Source organism: Nocardioides sp., assembly GCF_030019515.1.
Lineage (GTDB): Bacteria > Actinomycetota > Actinomycetes > Propionibacteriales > Nocardioidaceae > Nocardioides.
Window position 1 is genome coordinate 1 of record NZ_JASEEQ010000011.1, and the last position, 17,711, is coordinate 17,711.

The following is a 17,711-nucleotide window of genomic DNA, read 5'->3' on the forward strand; positions in this document are numbered from 1 at the left end:
CTCACTTCACGACGCGCTCACCAGGCCCAGTTCATCGGTGGATCGAGGCTAAGGGGCATGGCAGGCGGTTACAGCAGGCGGTTACGGGCGCGGGGCGGGCATCCCCTTGAAGGACCGCGTCCGCGTCGACCAGCACCAAGAGCCAGCGGGGCCGCCGGCAACCAGCAGCACGGCCGGAGGACCTGAGCACCCAGGTCGACACTGCTGGATCGGCGTGCCCGTCGATGGCTCTCAGCCTCGCCCCGGTCTGCTCCTGGAGTGGCGTCGTGCGGGACACCTCTGGGAGGGCAGGGTCGTCTACGTGGCGCAGCTGCGGCCGGGGCGCTGAGCCACGGTCGAGGAGTGGGTGCCGGCCGAGCTGCTCAGCACCGAGTGAGTGGCGTCGTGTCTGCCAACCCGCCGAAGAACGACGCGTGGCGGCCGTACGGCGACGTGCGGTTCGTGCTGATCCGGACCCCGGGTCGGCTCAAGCCGTCCCGGGACTCATCCTCGACTGGAAACGTGAGGGGCGTCGCTGGGAGGCCTTGGTGGTCTGGCATGACGATGCCGCGCTCAAGCCGGTCGTGAAGATGGACTGGCTGCGGGTCGAGGACCTGATCCCGGTCCCGGTCGACCCGAACTGGACCGGCCAGGTCGGCTAGCGCCGCTCGGTGAGACCGAGATCGGCCGGGGCGCCTGCAAGCGTGGCGGCCAGGGAGTCGGCGACCTGGGCGAGCCGGGCGTAGTCGAGTGTGTCCGGGGTGTCGGAGTCGCGGTGGTAGTGCGGGCTGCGGAGGGTCGCGGTGCCGGTCAGCAGCACGGCAGGGATCCCGCGGCGCCAGAACGGCTCGTGGTCGGATCGGTCGAGATCCATCAGGAGCGGGTTGACCCAATGCGTGATCCGCTGGCCGCGGCCATTCCAACGCGGGTCGCGCAGCTGGGCTGCCGGCAGACCCGCTGTGGTGGCTGCGCGCGCCCAGCAGGCCGCGAAGGCCGCCGACGATCTGCGGTGGACGGCCAGCAGGAAGTTGCCGCGGTGCTCGTTCCCGCGCAGCTGGCGCGCCAGTGCCGGGAACCGGAGGCCAAGGCCGGCAGGGAGGCGTTGGGTCCGCGGCCGCTCGTCGAAGAAGCCGACGGCGTCGAGGCACACCACCAAGCCCGGGCGCGGAAGCGTCCGCGCCAGTTCGCGGGATCCGAGGTGCCACAGCTCCTCGAGGTCGACGAGCGCGATCACCACGCGGTGGTCGCGCCCTCGCAGCTGACGAGCGACCTCGAGCGTCACGGCGACGCCCGAGGCGTTGTCGTCGGCTCCGGTACTGCAGCGGACGGTGTCGAGGTGTGCCACGAGCAGGACGTCGCCGGCCTGGTGGCCAGGATGGCCGGGTGGCGTCCCGAGCAGGTTGACGCCCTCGAGGTCGGACATCCAGCGCATGGCAAGGGGCGAGACCGGGTGCCCGGCGTCAGAGAGCCGCAGCGCCGGCCGCCGGCGGAAGATCCGCTCCTCCACGGTCCAGCCGGCCTCATCGAGCTGTTCGCGGCAGTGCGCCCGGGCGGCCTGGAGGCTGCCGGGCACGTCGCGGTGCCGCGGCGTCGGGCAGAGCGCGTCGACGTCGCGGCGGAGCCGCAGTTCGCTTGTCACGAGCAGCTGGTCAGTTCGCCCAGCTGAGCAGGTCCGGCGGACCCTCCAGGACGCGCTCAACGCTCACGGTCCAGATCCAGTCGACGCAGACGGCCGGCGCGGCCGGGGGGTCGGTCAGGTTGATCATCGGTGTTGCCTCCTTGTCAGTTCAGCAGCGTAGGCGCGGACACCGGCAACATCGGGTTATCCACAGGGGCCCGGTTGGGCTCATCGCCGAGGCGCAGCGGCCGGCGCGATCGAGTTCGGGATCTGGCCCTGCGGCGCGCGCACCGGTCCGGGGACGAAGGACTCGTCGAGCTGATCCCTCGCCGCGGCGGCCGAGTAGGCGTGGGTGGTGAGGTCGGTGATGACCTCCTGAGCGGTGGTGACGATGCTGGCCTGGCCGAGACGGATCAGCTGATTCACACCGACTGAGGCGGCGCTAGTGACGGGCCCTGGGACGCCCATGACGGGTCGGTGCAGGGCCTCGGACCACCGGGCTGTGCTGAGGGCGCCGCTGCGGATGGCGCCCTCGACGACCACGGTGCCTTCGGCCAGGCCGGCGACGATCCTGTTTCGGGCGAGGAACCGGGCGCGGGTGGGCGCGGTTCCCGGTGGCGCCTCGGCGACGACCAGGCCGCGGTCGGCGATCGCCTCGAGTAGCTGGGCGTGCGCGACCGGGTAGGGCCGGTCGACCCCGCAGGGCATGACGGCGATGGTCGGGCCGCCGGCGAGGAGGGCGCCGCGATGCGCTGCCTGGTCCACGCCGTACGCGAGTCCGCTGACGACGGTGTGGCCCATGGTCGCGAGGTCCCGGCTCAGCTCCGTCGCCTGGTGTGTGCCGTAGCTTGTCGCGGCGCGCGACCCAACCACGGCCACGGCGTTGGCTGCGAGCTGCTGGAGGTCAGCCGCTCCCCTGATCCACAGTCCGACGGGTTCGCCGCCGCGATCGTGCAGTGCGCCGGCGCCACGCAGGCCCGCGAGCTGGTCGGGCCATTCGGCATCGCCGGGGATGACGAACCGGATGCCCTGACCGGCGGCCTGCTCAAGGACCTTGGCGGGATCGACGTGAGCGAGCTCGTGGCCGATGGTGACGCCCCAGTGGTTCTCCACCTCGCCGGCGGCCTCGAGGTAGTCCAGGACCTTGACGGCGCCGAGCTCGCTGACCAGGCCGGTGACGCGCAGGTCGCCGGGCTCGATGGCGCTGCTCAGCTTGACGCGGGCCAGCCTGTCGGCGTCGTCGACGTCGGCGTGCGGGGTGCTCATGACGCCTGCTCGTAGGGTCCGAACAGCCAGCAGCTGGCCTCCCAATGGGTGAGGTCCAAGATCTCCATGTCCGTTACGCCGGCGAGCCGGAGCGCTTCCCTCCCGTTGCCCAGGAGGTCCAGTGCCTGCCAGACATCGCAGGATTGCATCAGGAGGTAGACGCGCTCCCCCACCTTCTCCTCGTCGCCCAGGAGTGCGTCGTCGTCACGCGAGAACTCGAAGGCCACGTCGGCGCTGAGCCTGTTCAGCAGCTGCGCCGCTTCAACTTGCTCCTCGTTGCAGCTGGGAGTGGGGCCGGTGAGCCGCGCAACCAAGAGTGCGCTGAGCAGATGCACCAGCGAAGTTGCGGTGTCCCAGGGAATCGCGAGCTCGACTCGCGAACTCTGGGGGTTCTCCGGGTAGTAGGGCTGGCCTGCGTAGTGAACGGCAGCGCAGGCGACAGACTCTGCGAACCCGGTCTCCTGCCACCGGGGAATTTCCTGCTGGGGCAACGGAGTGAACGTGCCACCGTCGTCGACGACGAAAACCGGCCCGGACAACAGTTCGACGGTGCGTCGCAGCCGTTCCGCTGCCTCCGACCACGTGATGGGCACGCCGTGGCGTGCAACATTCCGGGCGACCTCCGCCGCGCTCGCGAGCACCCATTCATCGACGTCGGTGCGAGGGGTGCTCATTCCTGGCCTCCCCACAGCAGGTCGAGGTCGGGTTCGTGGATGACGTCCAGGCGCTTGTCGGGGGCGTAGGCCGCGGGCTCGGGCACGACCAGGCGTCGCAGCTGTCGCTCGGTCGCACTGTGCTGCACCGGGGTGGCGTCGTCGTGGTTCATCGCGGTCCTCCTCAGCGGCCCGGGGCCGGGCGGTCGGTGACGGGCTGCGTGCCCGGGATGTCGCGCTGCTGGCCGGGTGGCTTGGGGACGAAGGACTCGTCCAAGTCGGCGGCGATGTCGCGCATCTGGGTCTGGTATCGCTCCCACTCGCGGGGGTGGATGCCGTTCTGCAAGGCCGAGGCGACGATGGCGGCCATGGAGTAGGGCCGGTCGACGGGCACCTGGTCGAGCGCGCACCAGGCCTTGGCGCCGTCGCCGTGCAGCCAGCCGGCAAAGCCGAGCATGGAGGCCGGCGCCGCGCGGACCTCGTCCGGGCCGCGGCGGGTGAGGTCGGTCCAGATGGCCATGTGGGAGGTGGAGTTCTCCCGACTCATGTCCTCCCAGAGCGCGTCCCGGGTGCTGATCGTCTCCAGGGCCACCAGCATCCGCGCGCCGTCGACATCGGAGAGCCGGTTGCCGTCGGCGTGGAACTGCTCAAGCCGGTCCAGTGCCCAGTCACGCTCCGCAGCGGGCGTGCTGGCCGCGGCCGCCGCTCGAGCCGCGGGGAGCAGCTGGGCGATCGGCTCACGGTCGCCGACCATCGAGGCGGCCAGGGACTCGCGGCTGGCGGCCGGCTGGGCGGCGCCGGTGATCACGGTCGCGGCCGCGATCCGCTCAGCGGTCGACGGGGTCTGCAGCCCGGTCTGGCCGGTGTTGAACTCGCGCCAGCGCTCGCCGTCGGACCAAAGCCTGATGTGGGTGGTGATGCCGAGGTCTTGGAGCCGGTTGGACAGGTGCTGGCTGGCCAGCTCGGCGCTGCGGCGGTCCTCGGTGATGCAGATGATGGCCAGGCGGGCACCGGGCCGGGCGTGGCGGCCGTACGGGCCGCTGAGTGCGTCCCAGACCTCCTCGCGATCGGTGGCGGTCCGGGGCAGGTCAACGCGGGTGATCGGCAGTCCGGGCCGGAAGGGCACCAGGACGATCGACTCCTCGGGCTTGAAGCCGAGGACGTGCGGCACCGCGGCGAGCAGCTCGTCCGGGGACTGAACGACGAGATCCATCGGAGTGAACCTCCTCAGCTGGCCTGGGCCGCGTGCGGGGCGCGGTCGATGCGCGCGGACACGTACTTGAGCGAGATGCCGACCTCGCCGAAGCGGTTGTCGACGACCACGACGTCCTTGGTGCGCTTCTCGCCGGTCTCCTTGTCCGGCCAGCTCTCGGTGCGCTCGAGGCCGTGGACGAAGATCGGGTCGCCGGATCCGCAGCTGTCGTGTACGTGGGTGGCGGCCGAGCCGAAGATCTTGACGTTGTGGGCGGTGGGCTCGTCGCTGACCCACTCCCCCTGGTCGTTCTGGACTCGACGGTTGACCAGGACGCGGCAGGTGACGAACGGCTTGTCCTCCCGGGTGTGGTGCAGCTCCGGTGCCTCGGCCAGGTTGCCGGCGAAGGTGACGGTGGTGGACATGGCTTCCTCCTAGGTGACTGCGAGACGTTGATGGGTCCCGCAGTCACCTAGGTGTCATCCAGGCCCGGCAGCGATCACATCGGGCGAAGTTGTTTTCCATCGCTCGAGCCCGGCTGGCGGCGCAGCGGGCCCGGGGCACGCAGACGCGCCCCGACCGGCTCTCGGGTACCGGATCGGGGCGCTGGGAAGCAGGCTAGGACCAGGTGCCGACCCAACTGCGGGCGTCGTCGTTCCTCGCCGGCTACCGGGCAGGCCGGCGGCGCGGCGGTCGGTTGCTGAGCTTCTGCGGTGGCGGCGGCAGCTCGCGGCCCAGGCGCCGGCGGGCCTCCCCGGCCGCGAGGATCACTGCCTCCTGGGCGAACGCCGAGCGGGCGAGCATCCGGCCGAGCTCCTGACGGTCGGCCACGAGCGCGTCTTCGACTGCCTCGATGGTCGAGGCGGGCAGGTCGTGCTTCTTGTTAAAACTCTTGCGGGTCACGCTGACCAGGGCGGGATGCTTCGCGCCCGCGGCCGCGAGCTCGGCCCGCTGCTGCGGTGAGCGCCGGGCGTGGAGCTCGAGCGCCTGGGCGAGCCAGCCAACGAACGAGCCGGGTGAGTCGGCGTCGGTGTCCAGGTCTGCGAGGTAGGCCGATCGTGCGAGGTCCCACACGCCGGGTTTCCAGTAGATCCCGACCGGGATCGTGGTCTGGCTCGTCACCTGATCACTCCCCTGGTCTCCTCCGCCGGCGTCGCGCTGCAGCGGCTAACACCAACGACGCTGCATTCCCGGTCGGGGCCCTGCGCAGCCGTTCCCACCCTCGCTCGACTCCTTCCGTTCCAGCCAGCTACGAGGTGCAGCTGCGCCGCGCCGCCGCAGCGGAGTCCGCGCCCGGTGAGGCCGGGTTTTCCCCGCCCTCGCCGGGTGCCCACCTTTCCACAGGTCCGCCCTGTGGCCCGGTAGGCGTCGGCCCCCGCTGGGAGACTTAGTCCTGTCAGTTCTTTCTATTCTACTCATGGAGGACAGCCGCATGACCGACACCATCCAGACCCCCGCCGACACCGCCACCGACGAGGCCTCCGAGGCCGTACAGGCTGAGGAGTTCCTGCACCTCGACCCCGCCGAGATCATCATCGGCACGAACGTCCGAACCGACCTGCGCCCCGACCACAAGGAGTTCCGCAAGTCGATCAAGGAGCGCGGCGTGCTGGAGGCCGTCACGGTCTACCGCAACGAGGACGGCCAGTACGTCCTGCTGCGCGGACAGCGCCGGACCGTCACCGCCGCCGAGGTCGGCACCCCCACCGGCCTGATCCCTGCCCGCGTCGTCCCCCAGCCCGCCGACGCCGACCGGATCGGGGACCAGATGGTCGAGAACATCCACCGCGCCGGGATGCGCGAGCCCGAGATCGTCGCAGGCGTCGAGCAGCTGGCCCTGCTCGGCGTCAGCGCCGCGCAGATCGCCAAGCGCACCAGCATCGACCGCCCGACCGTGAACGCCGCTCTGGTGGTCACCAAGGCCGACCAGAGCCGCAACCGGCTCGACTCCGGTGACCTGACGTTGGAGGAGGCCGCGACCTTCGCCGAGTTCGAGCACGACCCCGAGGCCGTCGAGCGCCTGGAGAATGCCAAGCGGAGGCGTCGCTCGCTCGCGCACGAGGCCCAGCGGCTGCGCGACGAGGCCGCCGAGCGCGAGGCCGACGCCGCCGAGGTCGAGCGGCTGCGCGCCGAGGGTCTGCCGGTGCTGAGCGCCGAGGAGGTCGCGGAGGCCGACGAGGTGCTGCGCATCGAGCGGCTGGTCACCGAGGGCGGCGAGTCGCTGCCCGAGGAGGAGTGGCCCAACGTTCCCGGCGCTCACGTCCAGGTCGTCAAGGAGCGGGTCTACCCCGAGGACGAGTACGACGAGGAGCACGAGGACGACGCGCCCGCCGAGCCCTACCAGCAGTACGTGCCGGTGTGGGGGTCGTCACCGACCTCGACGCGTCCGGCCTGCGTCGTCGCGGCGGCGGGTCCAGCAGCACCGCCAGCGCCGACGACGGCGGCGAGAGCGAGGAGGAGGCCGAGGCCCGCCGCGAGGAGCGCCGCCGCGTGATCGCCAACAACAAGGCCTGGGCGAGCGCGGAGACGGTGCGCCGCGAGTGGCTGGCCACGTTCGTGGCCCGCAAGACCGCCCCGAAGGGTGCCGAGGCCCTGATCTGCGAGGCCGTCGTGACCGGCCACCACTCGCTGAGCAAGGCCATGGACCACCGGCACCCGATGCTCTTCACGCTGCTCGGGATCGACGTCCCGACCGGCTACTACGGCGCGGGGTACGAGGAGTGCCACAAGATCGCGACCAAGGCGAGCACGCCGAAGGCCGCGACCATGACCACCCTCGCCGCGATCGTCGCCGCGTGGGAGGCCACGACCGGCAAGCACTCGTGGCGCAACCCGAGCGCGTGGGACGCCCGTGTGCTCGGCGCGCTCGTGGAGTGGGGCTACCAGCCCAGCGAGGTCGAGCGGATCCTGCTCGGCGAGGAGCCGCAGCCGAGCACCGAGGACGACGCCGACGCCGACGCCGACGCCGACGACGAGGCCAGCGACAGCGCCGCCTGATCGGCTCCCCTCCCCCTGAGGGCGGTTCTTCCTGTGGAGAACCGCCCTGAGTGGAATTCAGTTCGTTTGATCCGCTACCCGGGAGGACCCCGACATGTCACACGAGATCGAGACCCACGGCACGCAGGCCGCAGCCGTCTTCGCCCGCAAGGACGCCTGGCACCGCCTGGGCACCACCGTGCGCGACCGCGCGTTCACCGCCGAGGAGGCCATGAGGCTCGGCCACCTGGGCGGCTGGGACGTCCGCAAGTTGCCGCTCACCACCGCCGAGGTCAGCGAGGGCGGCGTCACCCCGATCGAGGTCCCCGGCTTCGCTACGGTGCGCACCAACCCGTTCACCGGAGCACCCGAGGCGCTCGGCGTCGTAGGCGGCGGCTACACCCCGCTGCAGAACGAGGACCACGCCGAGTTCCTGAACCTGCTGGCCGACGAGTCGGGCGCGATCTTCGACACCGCCGGGTCGCTGCGCGGCGGGCGGCAGGTGTTCATCACGATGCAGCTGCCGGACTCGCTCACGGTCGGCGGTACCGACCGCGTCGACCTCAACATCGCCGCGCTCAACAGCCACGACGGCACCAGCGCGTTCCGCGTCCTCGTCACCCCGGTCCGCGTCGTCTGCGCGAACACTCAGAGCGCGGCCCTGCGCAACCACGAGTCGTCGTTCTCGATCCGGCACACCCGCAACGCCAAGGCCGCCGTGCAGGCCGCCCGCGACGCGCTCGGGCTGACCTTCACCTACGTCGACGCGTTCCAGGTCGAGGCCGAGCGGCTGATCCAGCAGACCATGACCGACGCCGCGTTCGACGCCCTGATCGACGCCACGTTCGGCAAGGCCGAGGCGAACGCCACCAAGCGAGTCCGCGAGACCGAGCGCCGTCGCCGCTCCCGACTGCACTGGCTGTTCGCCGACGCCGACACCCAGGCCGGCATCCGCGACACCGCGTGGGCCGGCTACCAGGCCGTGGCTGAGTACGTCGACCACTACGCCCCGGTCCGCACCAAGGGTGACGAGCACACCGCCCGCGCCACGCGCGTGCTCACCAGCGACGACCCCGACCGGATCAAGCGCCGCGCCTGGACCGCGCTCGCCCCGGCCTGACCGTTCCGCCAGTTCCTCCGGTGGCGGGCTGAGACCCCGAGTCCGGCCCGCCACCGGCCCAACCGAAGGAGGAGCCATGACCGACACGACCACCCACGCCAGCGCCGCCCCGACGACGCCCGACAGCACGCCGGTGGAGTGGCACACCGCAGACGCCGACGACCGCTGGCCGGGCCGCTGGACCGCGCACACCGCCAGCGTCCACGCGCACGGGCGCACGTACCTGATCCGGATCACGCCCGGCGACCACGCGACCTACCTCGCCCCGGGGCTCTACGCCGACATCGACGGCGGCTACGGGCAGCACTGGGCGATCAACACCCGCACGCTCGACGAGGCCAAGCGCCGCGCAGTCGAGGACGTCCTGCGATGAGCCAGCCGACCACCACGCCCGCCGACGTCGAGGCCAGCGCCGCCAAGGACCGACACACGCTCAGCGAGACGGCCTGCGACCTGATCGTCATCGAGCACCGGCTGCGCGACGTACGCCGCTGGACCCCCGAGACCGCCCGCACCCACCTGGACGCGGCCCTGGCCAGCGTCGCCACGGCGCTGGACGCCCTGCACGCCGAGCACACCCACCGCACCACCGAACAGGAGCAGTCATGACCAACGACGCCGCTTCAACCACGACGGTGATCAGCGAGCGCGACCAGCGCCGCATCCGAGCCGCCATGTCCGCGATGCCCTACGCCGCCACCGAGCGGGTGCCCAAGCCGTGGGTCGCGATGGGCGATGCCGTCGACGCCGATGCCGTGGTGGCCTTCCTCCACGGGCTCGCGGAAGTCCTGGGCGAGGTCGCCGCCGAGAGCGACAAGCACCGGCGCCGACTGTTCTCCCTCGAGGCCGACGTGGAGGCGTTCCGCCGCCTCATCGGCACCGCGCCCGCCGAGGTGACCCCGTGAGCGCGCACATCGAGTGGCTGGCCGCTCGGGAGACCAGCGTCCAGGTGTTCACCCCGGGCGAGGACTGGGTGGGTGCCGGTGAGCATCGTCAGCCGGTGCTGACGCTGGCCGGTGACGACGTGGTGGCGATTCAGGGCACGCCCGCCGAGTTGCGGGCGCTGGCCGCCCGGATCACCGCCGTGGCGACCGCCGCATCGGGACGCCTCGACCTCGCCGCTCGGGAGGGCCAGCCCGCATGAGCGACGACGCCACCATGCGCGCCCTGGAGGCACGCGCCACCCCCGGCCCCTGGACTCCGGACGGTGACAAGATCCGCGCCACCGCCGCCGACGCCCTGCTGCCCGACAACATCCTCGTGCCCTACTACACCGGCCACGACCACAGGCTTGGCCTCAAGACCACCGGCCACGCCGCCGACGTCGAGTTCATCGCCGCCGCCCGTGACGCGCTCCCCGACCGCCTCGACCGACTCGACCGCATCCGCGACCTTCACGCCAAGTGGGGCGAGCAGTCGCCCGAGGACGCTGACGGCTACCTCGACCTGTGGGAGACACTCGGGCGGCTCCTGGACGGGGAACCCGCGTGAGCGTCCACGCCCTGCCCGCCTACCAGTCCGCGTACTTCACCTGCGACTTCATCGGAGGGAAGCCCGGGCACCGTTCAGCCTGTCGCGCCGCCACCACGGTGCGGCTGGACCAAGGCGACCTGTTCCTCACCGCCGATTGGGCCGACCCCCCGGAGGGGTGGATCAGCCACGACGGCGGGCACCTGTGCCCCGACCACACCGCGCGCGTCCCCAAGGACGGGCAGGTCTCCTCTCTCACCTTCCACACCACCGCTCACGAGGCGTGACCCTGTGGTGAGCGCGGCACCTCCCGCAGCCGCCTCACCACAGGGTCAGCTGGTCCCCTAGCAGCTCCTGGAGCCGCGCGAGGTCGTCGGCCACCAGCTGCGGGTTCTCACGCGCGAGGTCGCGCAGTTCCCGTGCCCGCTTACGTGGCCCGCGCGGGTCGGCCAGCGGGCTATAGGGCAGCCGCCGCTGCACGGACCACTCCCGGCGGTTCTGCGCCGCGCTCGACACCACGACATGTTTCGGTGCGATCCGCTGGCACAGCGGGTTGTGACACCGATGCCCGAGCAGCCGCGCCTCCGCGAGCGCGTCCACCCCGTTCATCACCGCGAACGCGAACCGGTGCGCGATGATCACCCGCCCCGGCGCGTACCAGAACCGGCCATGCCCGCCGCCGTCCGTGCGCTCACGATCAGACCGACCGGACACCGCACCGGTCCACCACAGGCACTCGCTCCCCGGCACCGTGGCAACCTTCGCCCGGTACCGCGCCAGCACGCCCGGGTCGGCAATCGCCGCAGCGACCGCAGCGAGGCCGGCGTCATCCAGCCGACGAACCGGCACCCGCTCCCCCACTCCCAGCACCGGCGACCGCCGCAGCGTCGCCCGCCTGCGCGCCGTCACGCTCGCCGCCCTGCTCGCTGCCGTCGTCGCCCTGGGACCCACTGGCGAGCCGCCGCAGCCGCGTCGCCTCGCGCACCGTCACCGTCTCGCCGCACCACTCGACGGCCTCGCCCAGCGACAGGCCCTCCCGCTCGGTCAACTCCCGCAGCGCCTCACCGGCACGCTTCTCGGTCTCAGCCACCGCCGCATCGCGCTCACCGATCGCGACCATCACCCGCTCGGCCAGGCCGATCACCCGGCGCTCCCGCTCCTCCCGCTCCTTGCGCCGCTTCTCGGCCATCTCCCGCGCCGTACGCCGCGCCTGCTGCTTGATCGTCTGCTGACTCATCCGGTCCTCACTCGTGTCGACATGGACTCTGACAGTCACCTACGACATTTCCCGGTCCCCGAGCGATCACCGAACCCCAGAAACCTTCAAAACCGCTCCCCCAGCGACCCAGCCCAACACCGTCCAGCCCAGCCGATCCGAACCCGACGCCCCAGCCGTCACCGACGCACCCCAGCGTCCCCCCAGATTTCCGCGAACTCCCAAGTGCCACACACCTAGTGCATTCCCGGTTCGCCGAATAGAAAGAACAGACGTAATTTCGCTGCGAAATTGATCGTTCCCAGGCCCCGGTCGGACGTAGGTGCCCGTGACGATGAGCCTCCACAAGCTGACGGCCGGGTCGGGGTACGACTACCTGACCCGCCAGGTCGCAGCGATGGACGCCACCGACAAGGGTCACGTCGGGCTCGCGAGCTACTACACCGAGAAGGGCGAGACTCCCGGCGTGTGGGTCGGGTCCGGCATGGCGGGCATCGAGGGCCTGAACGCCGGCGACATCGTGACCGCCGACCACATGTCGGCACTGTTCGGCGCCGGCCACCACCCCCTCGCAGACCAGCGGATCAAGGAGCTGGATCTGCGGGTCGGTCGCGCCGACGTCGCGAGCCCGACCGAGGCCGACTACAAGGCGGCCGCTCGTCTCGGTACCCCGTACAAGGTCTACGAGAACGACGTCAGCGCCTTCCGGGTCGAGGTCGCCAAGCGCCTCGCGGCCGTCAACGAGGTCGCCGGGCTGCCGGGCGACTGGCCGGTCCCCGCGCAGGAGCGGGCACGGATTCGCACCGAGGTCGGGCGTGACTTCTTCCGGGCCGAGCACGGCCGCGAGCCTGCCGACGCGCGCGAGCTCGCCGCCACGATCGCCAAGCACTCGCGGCCCAAGACCAACGCCGTGGCCGGATACGACCTCACCTTCTCGCCGGTGAAGAGTGTCTCGGTGCTGTGGGCACTGGCCGACCCCAAGACCGCCGCGGTCATCGAGCGCGCCCACCAGGCGGCGATCAAGGACGCGCTGCACTTCATCGAGACCAAGGCGCTGTTCACCCGCCAGGGCACCAACGGGATCCGCCAGGTCAACGTCCGCGGCCTGCTGGCCACGGCGTTCACCCACCGCGACTCCCGCGCCGGCGACCCGGATCTGCACACCCACGTCGCGGTCGCGAACAAGGTCCAGACCCTCGACGGGAAGTGGCTGGCGATCGACGGCCGGCTGCTCTACAAGGCCAAGGTCTCTGCCTCGGAGACCTACAACACTGCGCTCGAGCGGCACCTGGGCGACGCGCTGGGGGTGCGATTTGCGGAGCGCCCGAATCCCGACGCCCGGAAGCGGCCGGTGCGCGAGATCGTCGGCGTCGACCCCGACCTCAACCACCGCTTCTCCAAGCGCCGCGTCAGCGTCGAGGCCCGCCGCAAGGTGCTGGCCGCCGAGTTCCAGGCATCCCACGGACGCCCGCCGACACCGATCGAGACGCTGCAGCTGGCCCAGCGGGCCACGCTGGAGACCCGCGACGCCAAGCACGAGCCGAGCTCGCTGGCCGAGCAGCGGGAGGCCTGGAACCGCGAGGCGGTCGAGGTCCTCGGCTCACCGCGAGGCCTCCAGCAGATGCTCCACGGCGCACTCAACCCGACCGCCGCCGCGACCGCCCCGGTCGCCGACGCGGCGTGGTTCGCCAAGATCAGCGATCGGATCGTGACGACGATGGAAGGCGGCCGCGCCACCTGGCAGTACTGGCACGTCTACGCCGAGGCCCAGCGCCAGGTGCGGGCCGCCAACGTGCCCACCGACCAGGTCAGCACCGTCGTCGGCCTGCTGGTCAGCGAGGTTCTCGACGGCCGCTCGGTCAGCATCACTCGCCCCTTCGACGAGATCTCCGAGCCGCCCGAGCTGCGCAAGCTGGACGGCGCCTCGGTCTACACCGTCGGCGGCGTCCACCTGTTCACCTCGAGCAAGGTCCTGGCCGCCGAAGAGCGCCTCGTGGAGGCCGCCGGCCGCCGCGACGGCTACGCGGTCGAAGAGCAGAACGTCGCCCTGGCTCTCCTGGAGTCCGAAGCCAACGGGGTCACCCTCAACGCCGGCCAGGCCACCTTGGTCAAGGAGATGGCCACCTCCGGCGCCCGGCTGCAGCTGGCGATCGCGCCCGCCGGCTCGGGCAAGACCACCGCGATGCGGGCGCTCGCCCAGGCCTGGACCGACGGCGGCGGCAGTGTGATCGGCCTCGCCCCATCAGCCGCGGCCGCCGACGCCCTACGCCAGTCCATGGGCTCCCAGATCGACACCCAGACCGACACCCTCGCCAAACTCACCCACTCACTCGAGCAGTCCCAGGTCACCGGCGGCGAGGTGCCTGACTGGGTCGCCGGCATCGGCCCCCAGACGCTCGTGGTGATCGACGAGGCCGGCATGGCCGACACGCTCTCCCTGGACATCGCCGTGCAGCACGTCCTCGAGCGCGGCGGCAGCGTCCGCCTGGTCGGCGACGACCAACAGCTCGCCGCGATCGGCGCCGGCGGCGTGCTGCGCGACATCCGCGCCACCCACGGCGCGCTGCAGCTGACCGAGCTCGTCCGGTTCACCGACCCGGCCGAAGGCGCCGCCTCGCTGGCGCTGCGCGAGGGCAAGGGCGAGGCGCTCGGGTTCTACCTCGACCGCGACCGGGTGCACGTGGGCGACCTGGCCACCATAACCGAGGACGTGTTCGCGGCCTGGCAGGCCGACCGTGCAGCGGGGCTGGATGCAATCATGCTCGCCCCGACCCGCGAGCTGGTCAGCGAGCTCAACCAGCAGGCCCGCGCCCACCGACTCGAGGGGGCCGACCCCGCGAGGCCCGGCCCGGCCCGGCGCCTGGCCGACGGCAACGAGGCCAGCATCGGCGAGCTGATCATCACCCGCACCAACGACCGCAAGCTGCGCACCTCGGCCACCGACTGGGTCAAGAACGGCGACCGGTGGACCGTCCTCGACCTCCACGAGGGCGGCGACCTGACCGTGCAGCACACCCAACACGGCCGCACCGTCCGCCTCCCCCAGGAGTACGTCGAGACCTCCACCGAGCTCGGCTACGCCTGCACCGTGCACACCGCCCAGGGCGTCACCGCCGACACCATGCACGGGCTGGCCACCGGCAACGAGTCGCGCCAGCAACTCTACACGATGCTCACCCGAGGCAAGAGCGGCAACCACGTCTACCTCGAGGTCGTCGGGGACGGCGACCCGCACTCGGTGATCCACCCGACCCTGGTCCGCCCGCTCACCCCGACCGACATCCTCGAGTCGATGCTGGCCCGCGACGACGCCCAGCGGTCCGCGACCAGCCTCATGCGCGATCAGGCCGACCCCGCCACCCGGCTCGGTGAGGCAGCCCAGCGCTACCTCGACAGCCTCTACGTCGCCGCCGAGAACGTCGTCGGTCCCGATGTCGTCGAGGCCCTGGACAGCACCGTCGACCAGCTGCTCCCCGGACTGGCCGATGAGGCTGCCTGGCCCACGCTGCGCGCCCATCTGCTGCTGCTTGGCGCAGCGGGTGAGAACCCCGTGGAGGCGCTGCGGACGGCCGCGAGCGACCGAGAACTGGTCTCGGCCGAGGACCGCGCCGCGGTGCTCGACTGGCGGCTGGACGCCTCCGGCATGCGCAACGCCGGCACCGGCCCACTGCCCTGGATGCCCGGCGTACCGGAGCGCCTGGCCGACGACCCGCACTGGGGTGCCTACCTCGACCAGCGCGCGCACCTGGTCGACCAGCTCGCCGACGAGGTCCGCGACCGGGCCGCGGCACAGACGTCGCTGCCGACCTGGGCGCAGAACGGGATCCGACCCTACACCGACACGGTGGCCGACGTCGAGGTCTGGCGAGCGGCCATGCAGGTCCCCGTCGACGACCGTCGCCCGACCGGCGCGCCGCAGCTACAGAAGGCATCCTCCACCTACCAGCGACGGCTCAACCGGCGCATCACCGGAGACCACACCCCGGCGCTCACGGAATGGCGCCAACTGCTCTACTCGCTGGCCCCGCAGGTCCGCGGCGACGAGTTCACCCCGCTCCTGGCCGAACGGCTCGCGGCCATGTCGCGCGCCCGCGTTCAGGCCCACCAACTGCTCCGCACCGCCACGGCGACCGGCACTGCGGCCGGACCTCTTCCTGATGAGCACGCCGCGGCGGCGCTTTGGTGGCGCATGGCACGCCACCTCTCGCCCGCCGTGGCCGCCCAGGTCGGGGACGGCTCTCACGGCGAGGGGGTCACCACCAGCTGGGCAGCGCAGTTACCCAAACTGCTCGGCGAGGAGCGGGCCGCCCACATCCAGGCGAGCGCCTGGTGGCCCGCGCTGGTCTCCAATGTCGACCACGGACTGCAGCGCGGCTGGCAGCTCGAAGCCCTGCTGTCGGCCGGGTCCGCCCTGCCCTCCGACGACGTCGACGAGTGCCAGGCGCTGGTGTGGCGAACATCGATCGCCCTCGAACCGATCCCCGACCAGCACGAGCACGACTACCACTTCGACGAGCCGCCGGTGGACATGTGGGACGGCGTCGAGCCCGACCCGGCCACGTTGGTCGACCACCCCGACGACATCGAATGGCCGCTCCCGCACGACCTCGAGGCCGACGGCGACCACCTGGTCGACCAGCCCGAGCCGGACGAGGCGATCGACCATGTCGACGTCGCCCCGTCGGCGGCCGACGACGTCGACGAGGAGCAGTTCGTTGAGGGCGACCTGACGCTGGCCGCGTACATCCGCGACCTCGGCGGCACCCCGCTCGAGCCGACCGACGCCGACATCCGGCTCATGTACCAGCGAGCCGATGAGTGGTACTCCTTCCCCGTCACTCGTGAACGCATGATCGAGATCAACGAGATCACGCAGGTCTTCTTCGAGTCCCGTTTCGCCGACTCGTGGGGTCGCGACTACCTCACCGGCCGGTTCGGGATCGACCTCGCCGGCCACGAGCACTTCCGTCCCGGACAGGCGCCGGCCGGGTGGACCAACCTGGTCGACCACCTGTGCCACCGTGGCGTCAGCGGCGCCGAGATGTTGGCCACCGGGGTCGCCACCACCGCCAGCACCGGCCGACTGATCGACCGGTTCCGGGACCGAGTGATGTTCCCGGTGGTCCACAACGGTGCGGTGCTCGGGTTCGTCGGCCGACGCCGACCTGACCTCACCGACGCCGACAAGGGCGGCCCGAAGTACCTGAACACCGCCGACACCCCGCTGTTCCACAAGGGCGCTCAGCTGTACGGCGTCGTCGACGAGCACCTCGCCGAGGGCGCCGTCCCGGTCATCGTCGAGGGCCCCATGGACGCGATCGCGGTCACGCTGGCCAGCGCCGGCCGCTACCTCGGCGTGGCCCCGCTCGGCACATCTCTGACCGACGACCAGGCCTCCCAGCTCGGCGGAATCGGCCGCGACCCGATCGTGGCCACCGACGCCGACCTCGCCGGCCAGGTCGCGGCCGAGCGCGACTTCTGGATGCTCACCCCGCACGGTCTCGACCCCGGCTACGCCCGCTTCCCCGAGGGCCTGGACCCGGCCGACCTGCTCGCCCACCGCGGCCCCGCGGCACTCACTGCGGCGTTGGGCAGCGGCCAGAGGCTGGGTGACCAGCTGCTCTCCGAGCGACTCGACAACCTCGCCCCCGAGCAGGCCTGGGTGGCCGCGATGCGAGTCCTCGCAGCGCGGCCGAGCCGCGCCTGGGCACCCGGCATTGACCAGGTACGCGCCCGCCTTCAGCTCGCCCAACTGCAGGCGCGCCGGGACCTGCGCGACGCGGTCAAGACGTGGGATGCCGACCCCCGCAAGGCAGCCCAGACCGAGCTGCACAACAGCAACGAGATCCGCGCCCGCCTCGAGGCCGCTTCCGCCAAGTCGCCGGCGGAGCGGTGGGCGCCGCTCGCGTGCGAACTCGACCCGCGCCTGGTGGAGCAGGGCGACTGGCCCGCCACCGCGGCGATGCTGCAACAGGCCCACGAGCAAGGCCACGACGTCAGCGCCGCTACCAGCGCCCTGGTCGCAGCAGCACCCCTGGGCGACGCCCCCGCCCGCGAACTGCGCTACCGTCTGGTTCGGCAGGTTGGACTCGGCGAACACGACGCCGAATCCACCGACCGTGACGCCCCGAGACTCCGGCGCTACGTGGGTACTGGACAAGAGCTCGGCTCTTCGAACCCAGTGCGCCGCGGCCGTCGCCGGTAGGCCCCGAGCACAGGCG

19 protein-coding genes are annotated in these 17,711 nt (G+C 71.7%); 10 read left to right on the forward strand and 9 right to left on the reverse strand.

The window, feature by feature from the left end; genetic code table 11:
• Positions 1 to 637: 637 nt before the first annotated feature.
• The 7 genes from QMC84_RS15410 to QMC84_RS15440 all read right to left on the reverse strand — a co-directional run bounded on the left by QMC84_RS15410 (position 638) and on the right by QMC84_RS15440 (position 5,830).
• The gene (locus QMC84_RS15410) at positions 638 to 1,618 is read right to left on the reverse strand and encodes a M28 family peptidase (RefSeq protein ID WP_300376120.1); all 981 of its coding nucleotides are present in this window, start codon (positions 1,616 to 1,618) and stop codon (positions 638 to 640) included.
• A gap of 207 nt (positions 1,619 to 1,825) precedes the next feature.
• Entirely contained in the window at positions 1,826 to 2,863 is a 1,038-nt protein-coding gene (dprA, locus tag QMC84_RS15415) for a DNA-processing protein DprA (RefSeq protein WP_300376122.1), read from the reverse strand.
• Positions 2,860 to 3,537 carry a hypothetical protein gene (locus QMC84_RS15420; RefSeq protein WP_300376124.1) on the reverse strand — a complete coding sequence of 226 codons (678 nt, stop codon included), beginning with the start codon at positions 3,535 to 3,537 and terminating at the stop codon, positions 2,860 to 2,862. Before QMC84_RS15420 ends, dprA begins: the two co-directional genes overlap by 4 nt.
• Positions 3,534 to 3,689, reverse strand: a complete 156-nt coding sequence (locus QMC84_RS15425; protein WP_300376126.1) for a hypothetical protein — start codon at positions 3,687 to 3,689, stop codon at positions 3,534 to 3,536. The genes QMC84_RS15420 and QMC84_RS15425 overlap by 4 nt, the downstream gene beginning before the upstream one ends.
• A gap of 11 nt (positions 3,690 to 3,700) precedes the next feature.
• The gene (locus tag QMC84_RS15430) at positions 3,701 to 4,729 is read right to left on the reverse strand and encodes a DUF4192 domain-containing protein (RefSeq protein WP_300376128.1); all 1,029 of its coding nucleotides are present in this window, start codon (positions 4,727 to 4,729) and stop codon (positions 3,701 to 3,703) included.
• 14 nt (positions 4,730 to 4,743) lie between these two features.
• Positions 4,744 to 5,133: a single-stranded DNA-binding protein gene (locus QMC84_RS15435; RefSeq protein ID WP_300376130.1), complete on the reverse strand. Its 390-nt coding sequence runs from the start codon at positions 5,131 to 5,133 to the stop codon at positions 4,744 to 4,746.
• A 241-nt stretch (positions 5,134 to 5,374) separates the two neighbouring features.
• Complete coding sequence (locus tag QMC84_RS15440; protein ID WP_300376132.1) at positions 5,375 to 5,830, reverse strand: hypothetical protein; 456 nt, start codon at positions 5,828 to 5,830, stop codon at positions 5,375 to 5,377.
• A 310-nt stretch (positions 5,831 to 6,140) separates the two neighbouring features.
• Here QMC84_RS15440 and QMC84_RS15445 point away from each other — a divergent pair, with 310 nt between their 5' ends.
• The 9 genes from QMC84_RS15445 to QMC84_RS15485 all read left to right on the forward strand — a co-directional run bounded on the left by QMC84_RS15445 (position 6,141) and on the right by QMC84_RS15485 (position 10,561).
• Complete coding sequence (locus QMC84_RS15445; protein WP_300376134.1) at positions 6,141 to 7,202, forward strand: ParB N-terminal domain-containing protein; 1,062 nt, start codon at positions 6,141 to 6,143, stop codon at positions 7,200 to 7,202.
• Positions 7,199 to 7,705: a hypothetical protein gene (locus tag QMC84_RS15450; RefSeq protein ID WP_300376136.1), complete on the forward strand. Its 507-nt coding sequence runs from the start codon at positions 7,199 to 7,201 to the stop codon at positions 7,703 to 7,705. Before QMC84_RS15445 ends, QMC84_RS15450 begins: the two co-directional genes overlap by 4 nt.
• 94 nt (positions 7,706 to 7,799) lie before the next feature.
• Positions 7,800 to 8,804, forward strand: coding sequence for a DUF932 domain-containing protein (locus QMC84_RS15455; protein ID WP_300376138.1), 1,005 nt, complete (start codon positions 7,800 to 7,802; stop codon positions 8,802 to 8,804).
• A 76-nt stretch (positions 8,805 to 8,880) separates the two neighbouring features.
• On the forward strand, positions 8,881 to 9,177 hold the full coding sequence (locus tag QMC84_RS15460) for a hypothetical protein (RefSeq protein WP_300376140.1): 297 nt from the start codon (positions 8,881 to 8,883) through the stop codon (positions 9,175 to 9,177).
• A complete protein-coding gene (locus QMC84_RS15465) occupies positions 9,174 to 9,413 on the forward strand; it encodes a hypothetical protein (protein ID WP_300376142.1) in 240 nt (79 codons plus the stop codon). Before QMC84_RS15460 ends, QMC84_RS15465 begins: the two co-directional genes overlap by 4 nt.
• Positions 9,410 to 9,709 (forward strand): hypothetical protein, encoded by a 300-nt coding sequence (locus QMC84_RS15470; RefSeq protein ID WP_215525920.1) that lies wholly within the window; start codon positions 9,410 to 9,412, stop codon positions 9,707 to 9,709. The genes QMC84_RS15465 and QMC84_RS15470 overlap by 4 nt, the downstream gene beginning before the upstream one ends.
• Positions 9,706 to 9,948 carry a hypothetical protein gene (locus QMC84_RS15475; RefSeq protein ID WP_300376147.1) on the forward strand — a complete coding sequence of 81 codons (243 nt, stop codon included), beginning with the start codon at positions 9,706 to 9,708 and terminating at the stop codon, positions 9,946 to 9,948. The genes QMC84_RS15470 and QMC84_RS15475 overlap by 4 nt, the downstream gene beginning before the upstream one ends.
• Complete coding sequence (locus QMC84_RS15480) at positions 9,945 to 10,295, forward strand: hypothetical protein (protein ID WP_300376149.1); 351 nt, start codon at positions 9,945 to 9,947, stop codon at positions 10,293 to 10,295. Before QMC84_RS15475 ends, QMC84_RS15480 begins: the two co-directional genes overlap by 4 nt.
• Positions 10,292 to 10,561 carry a hypothetical protein gene (locus QMC84_RS15485; RefSeq protein ID WP_300376151.1) on the forward strand — a complete coding sequence of 90 codons (270 nt, stop codon included), beginning with the start codon at positions 10,292 to 10,294 and terminating at the stop codon, positions 10,559 to 10,561. The genes QMC84_RS15480 and QMC84_RS15485 overlap by 4 nt, the downstream gene beginning before the upstream one ends.
• Before the next feature lie 34 nt (positions 10,562 to 10,595).
• Here the strand turns inward: QMC84_RS15485 and QMC84_RS15490 are convergent, their stop codons facing one another.
• Together QMC84_RS15490 and QMC84_RS15495 are read right to left on the reverse strand one after the other, a co-directional pair.
• Positions 10,596 to 11,123, reverse strand: a complete 528-nt coding sequence (locus QMC84_RS15490) for a hypothetical protein (protein ID WP_300376153.1) — start codon at positions 11,121 to 11,123, stop codon at positions 10,596 to 10,598.
• Positions 11,101 to 11,511: a hypothetical protein gene (locus tag QMC84_RS15495; protein ID WP_300376155.1), complete on the reverse strand. Its 411-nt coding sequence runs from the start codon at positions 11,509 to 11,511 to the stop codon at positions 11,101 to 11,103. The genes QMC84_RS15490 and QMC84_RS15495 overlap by 23 nt, the downstream gene beginning before the upstream one ends.
• 313 nt (positions 11,512 to 11,824) lie before the next feature.
• Between QMC84_RS15495 and mobF the strand changes: the two genes are divergently transcribed.
• Positions 11,825 to 17,695 (forward strand): MobF family relaxase, encoded by a 5,871-nt coding sequence (gene mobF / locus QMC84_RS15500; RefSeq protein ID WP_300376157.1) that lies wholly within the window; start codon positions 11,825 to 11,827, stop codon positions 17,693 to 17,695.
• The last annotated feature ends 16 nt before the right edge of the window (positions 17,696 to 17,711 follow it).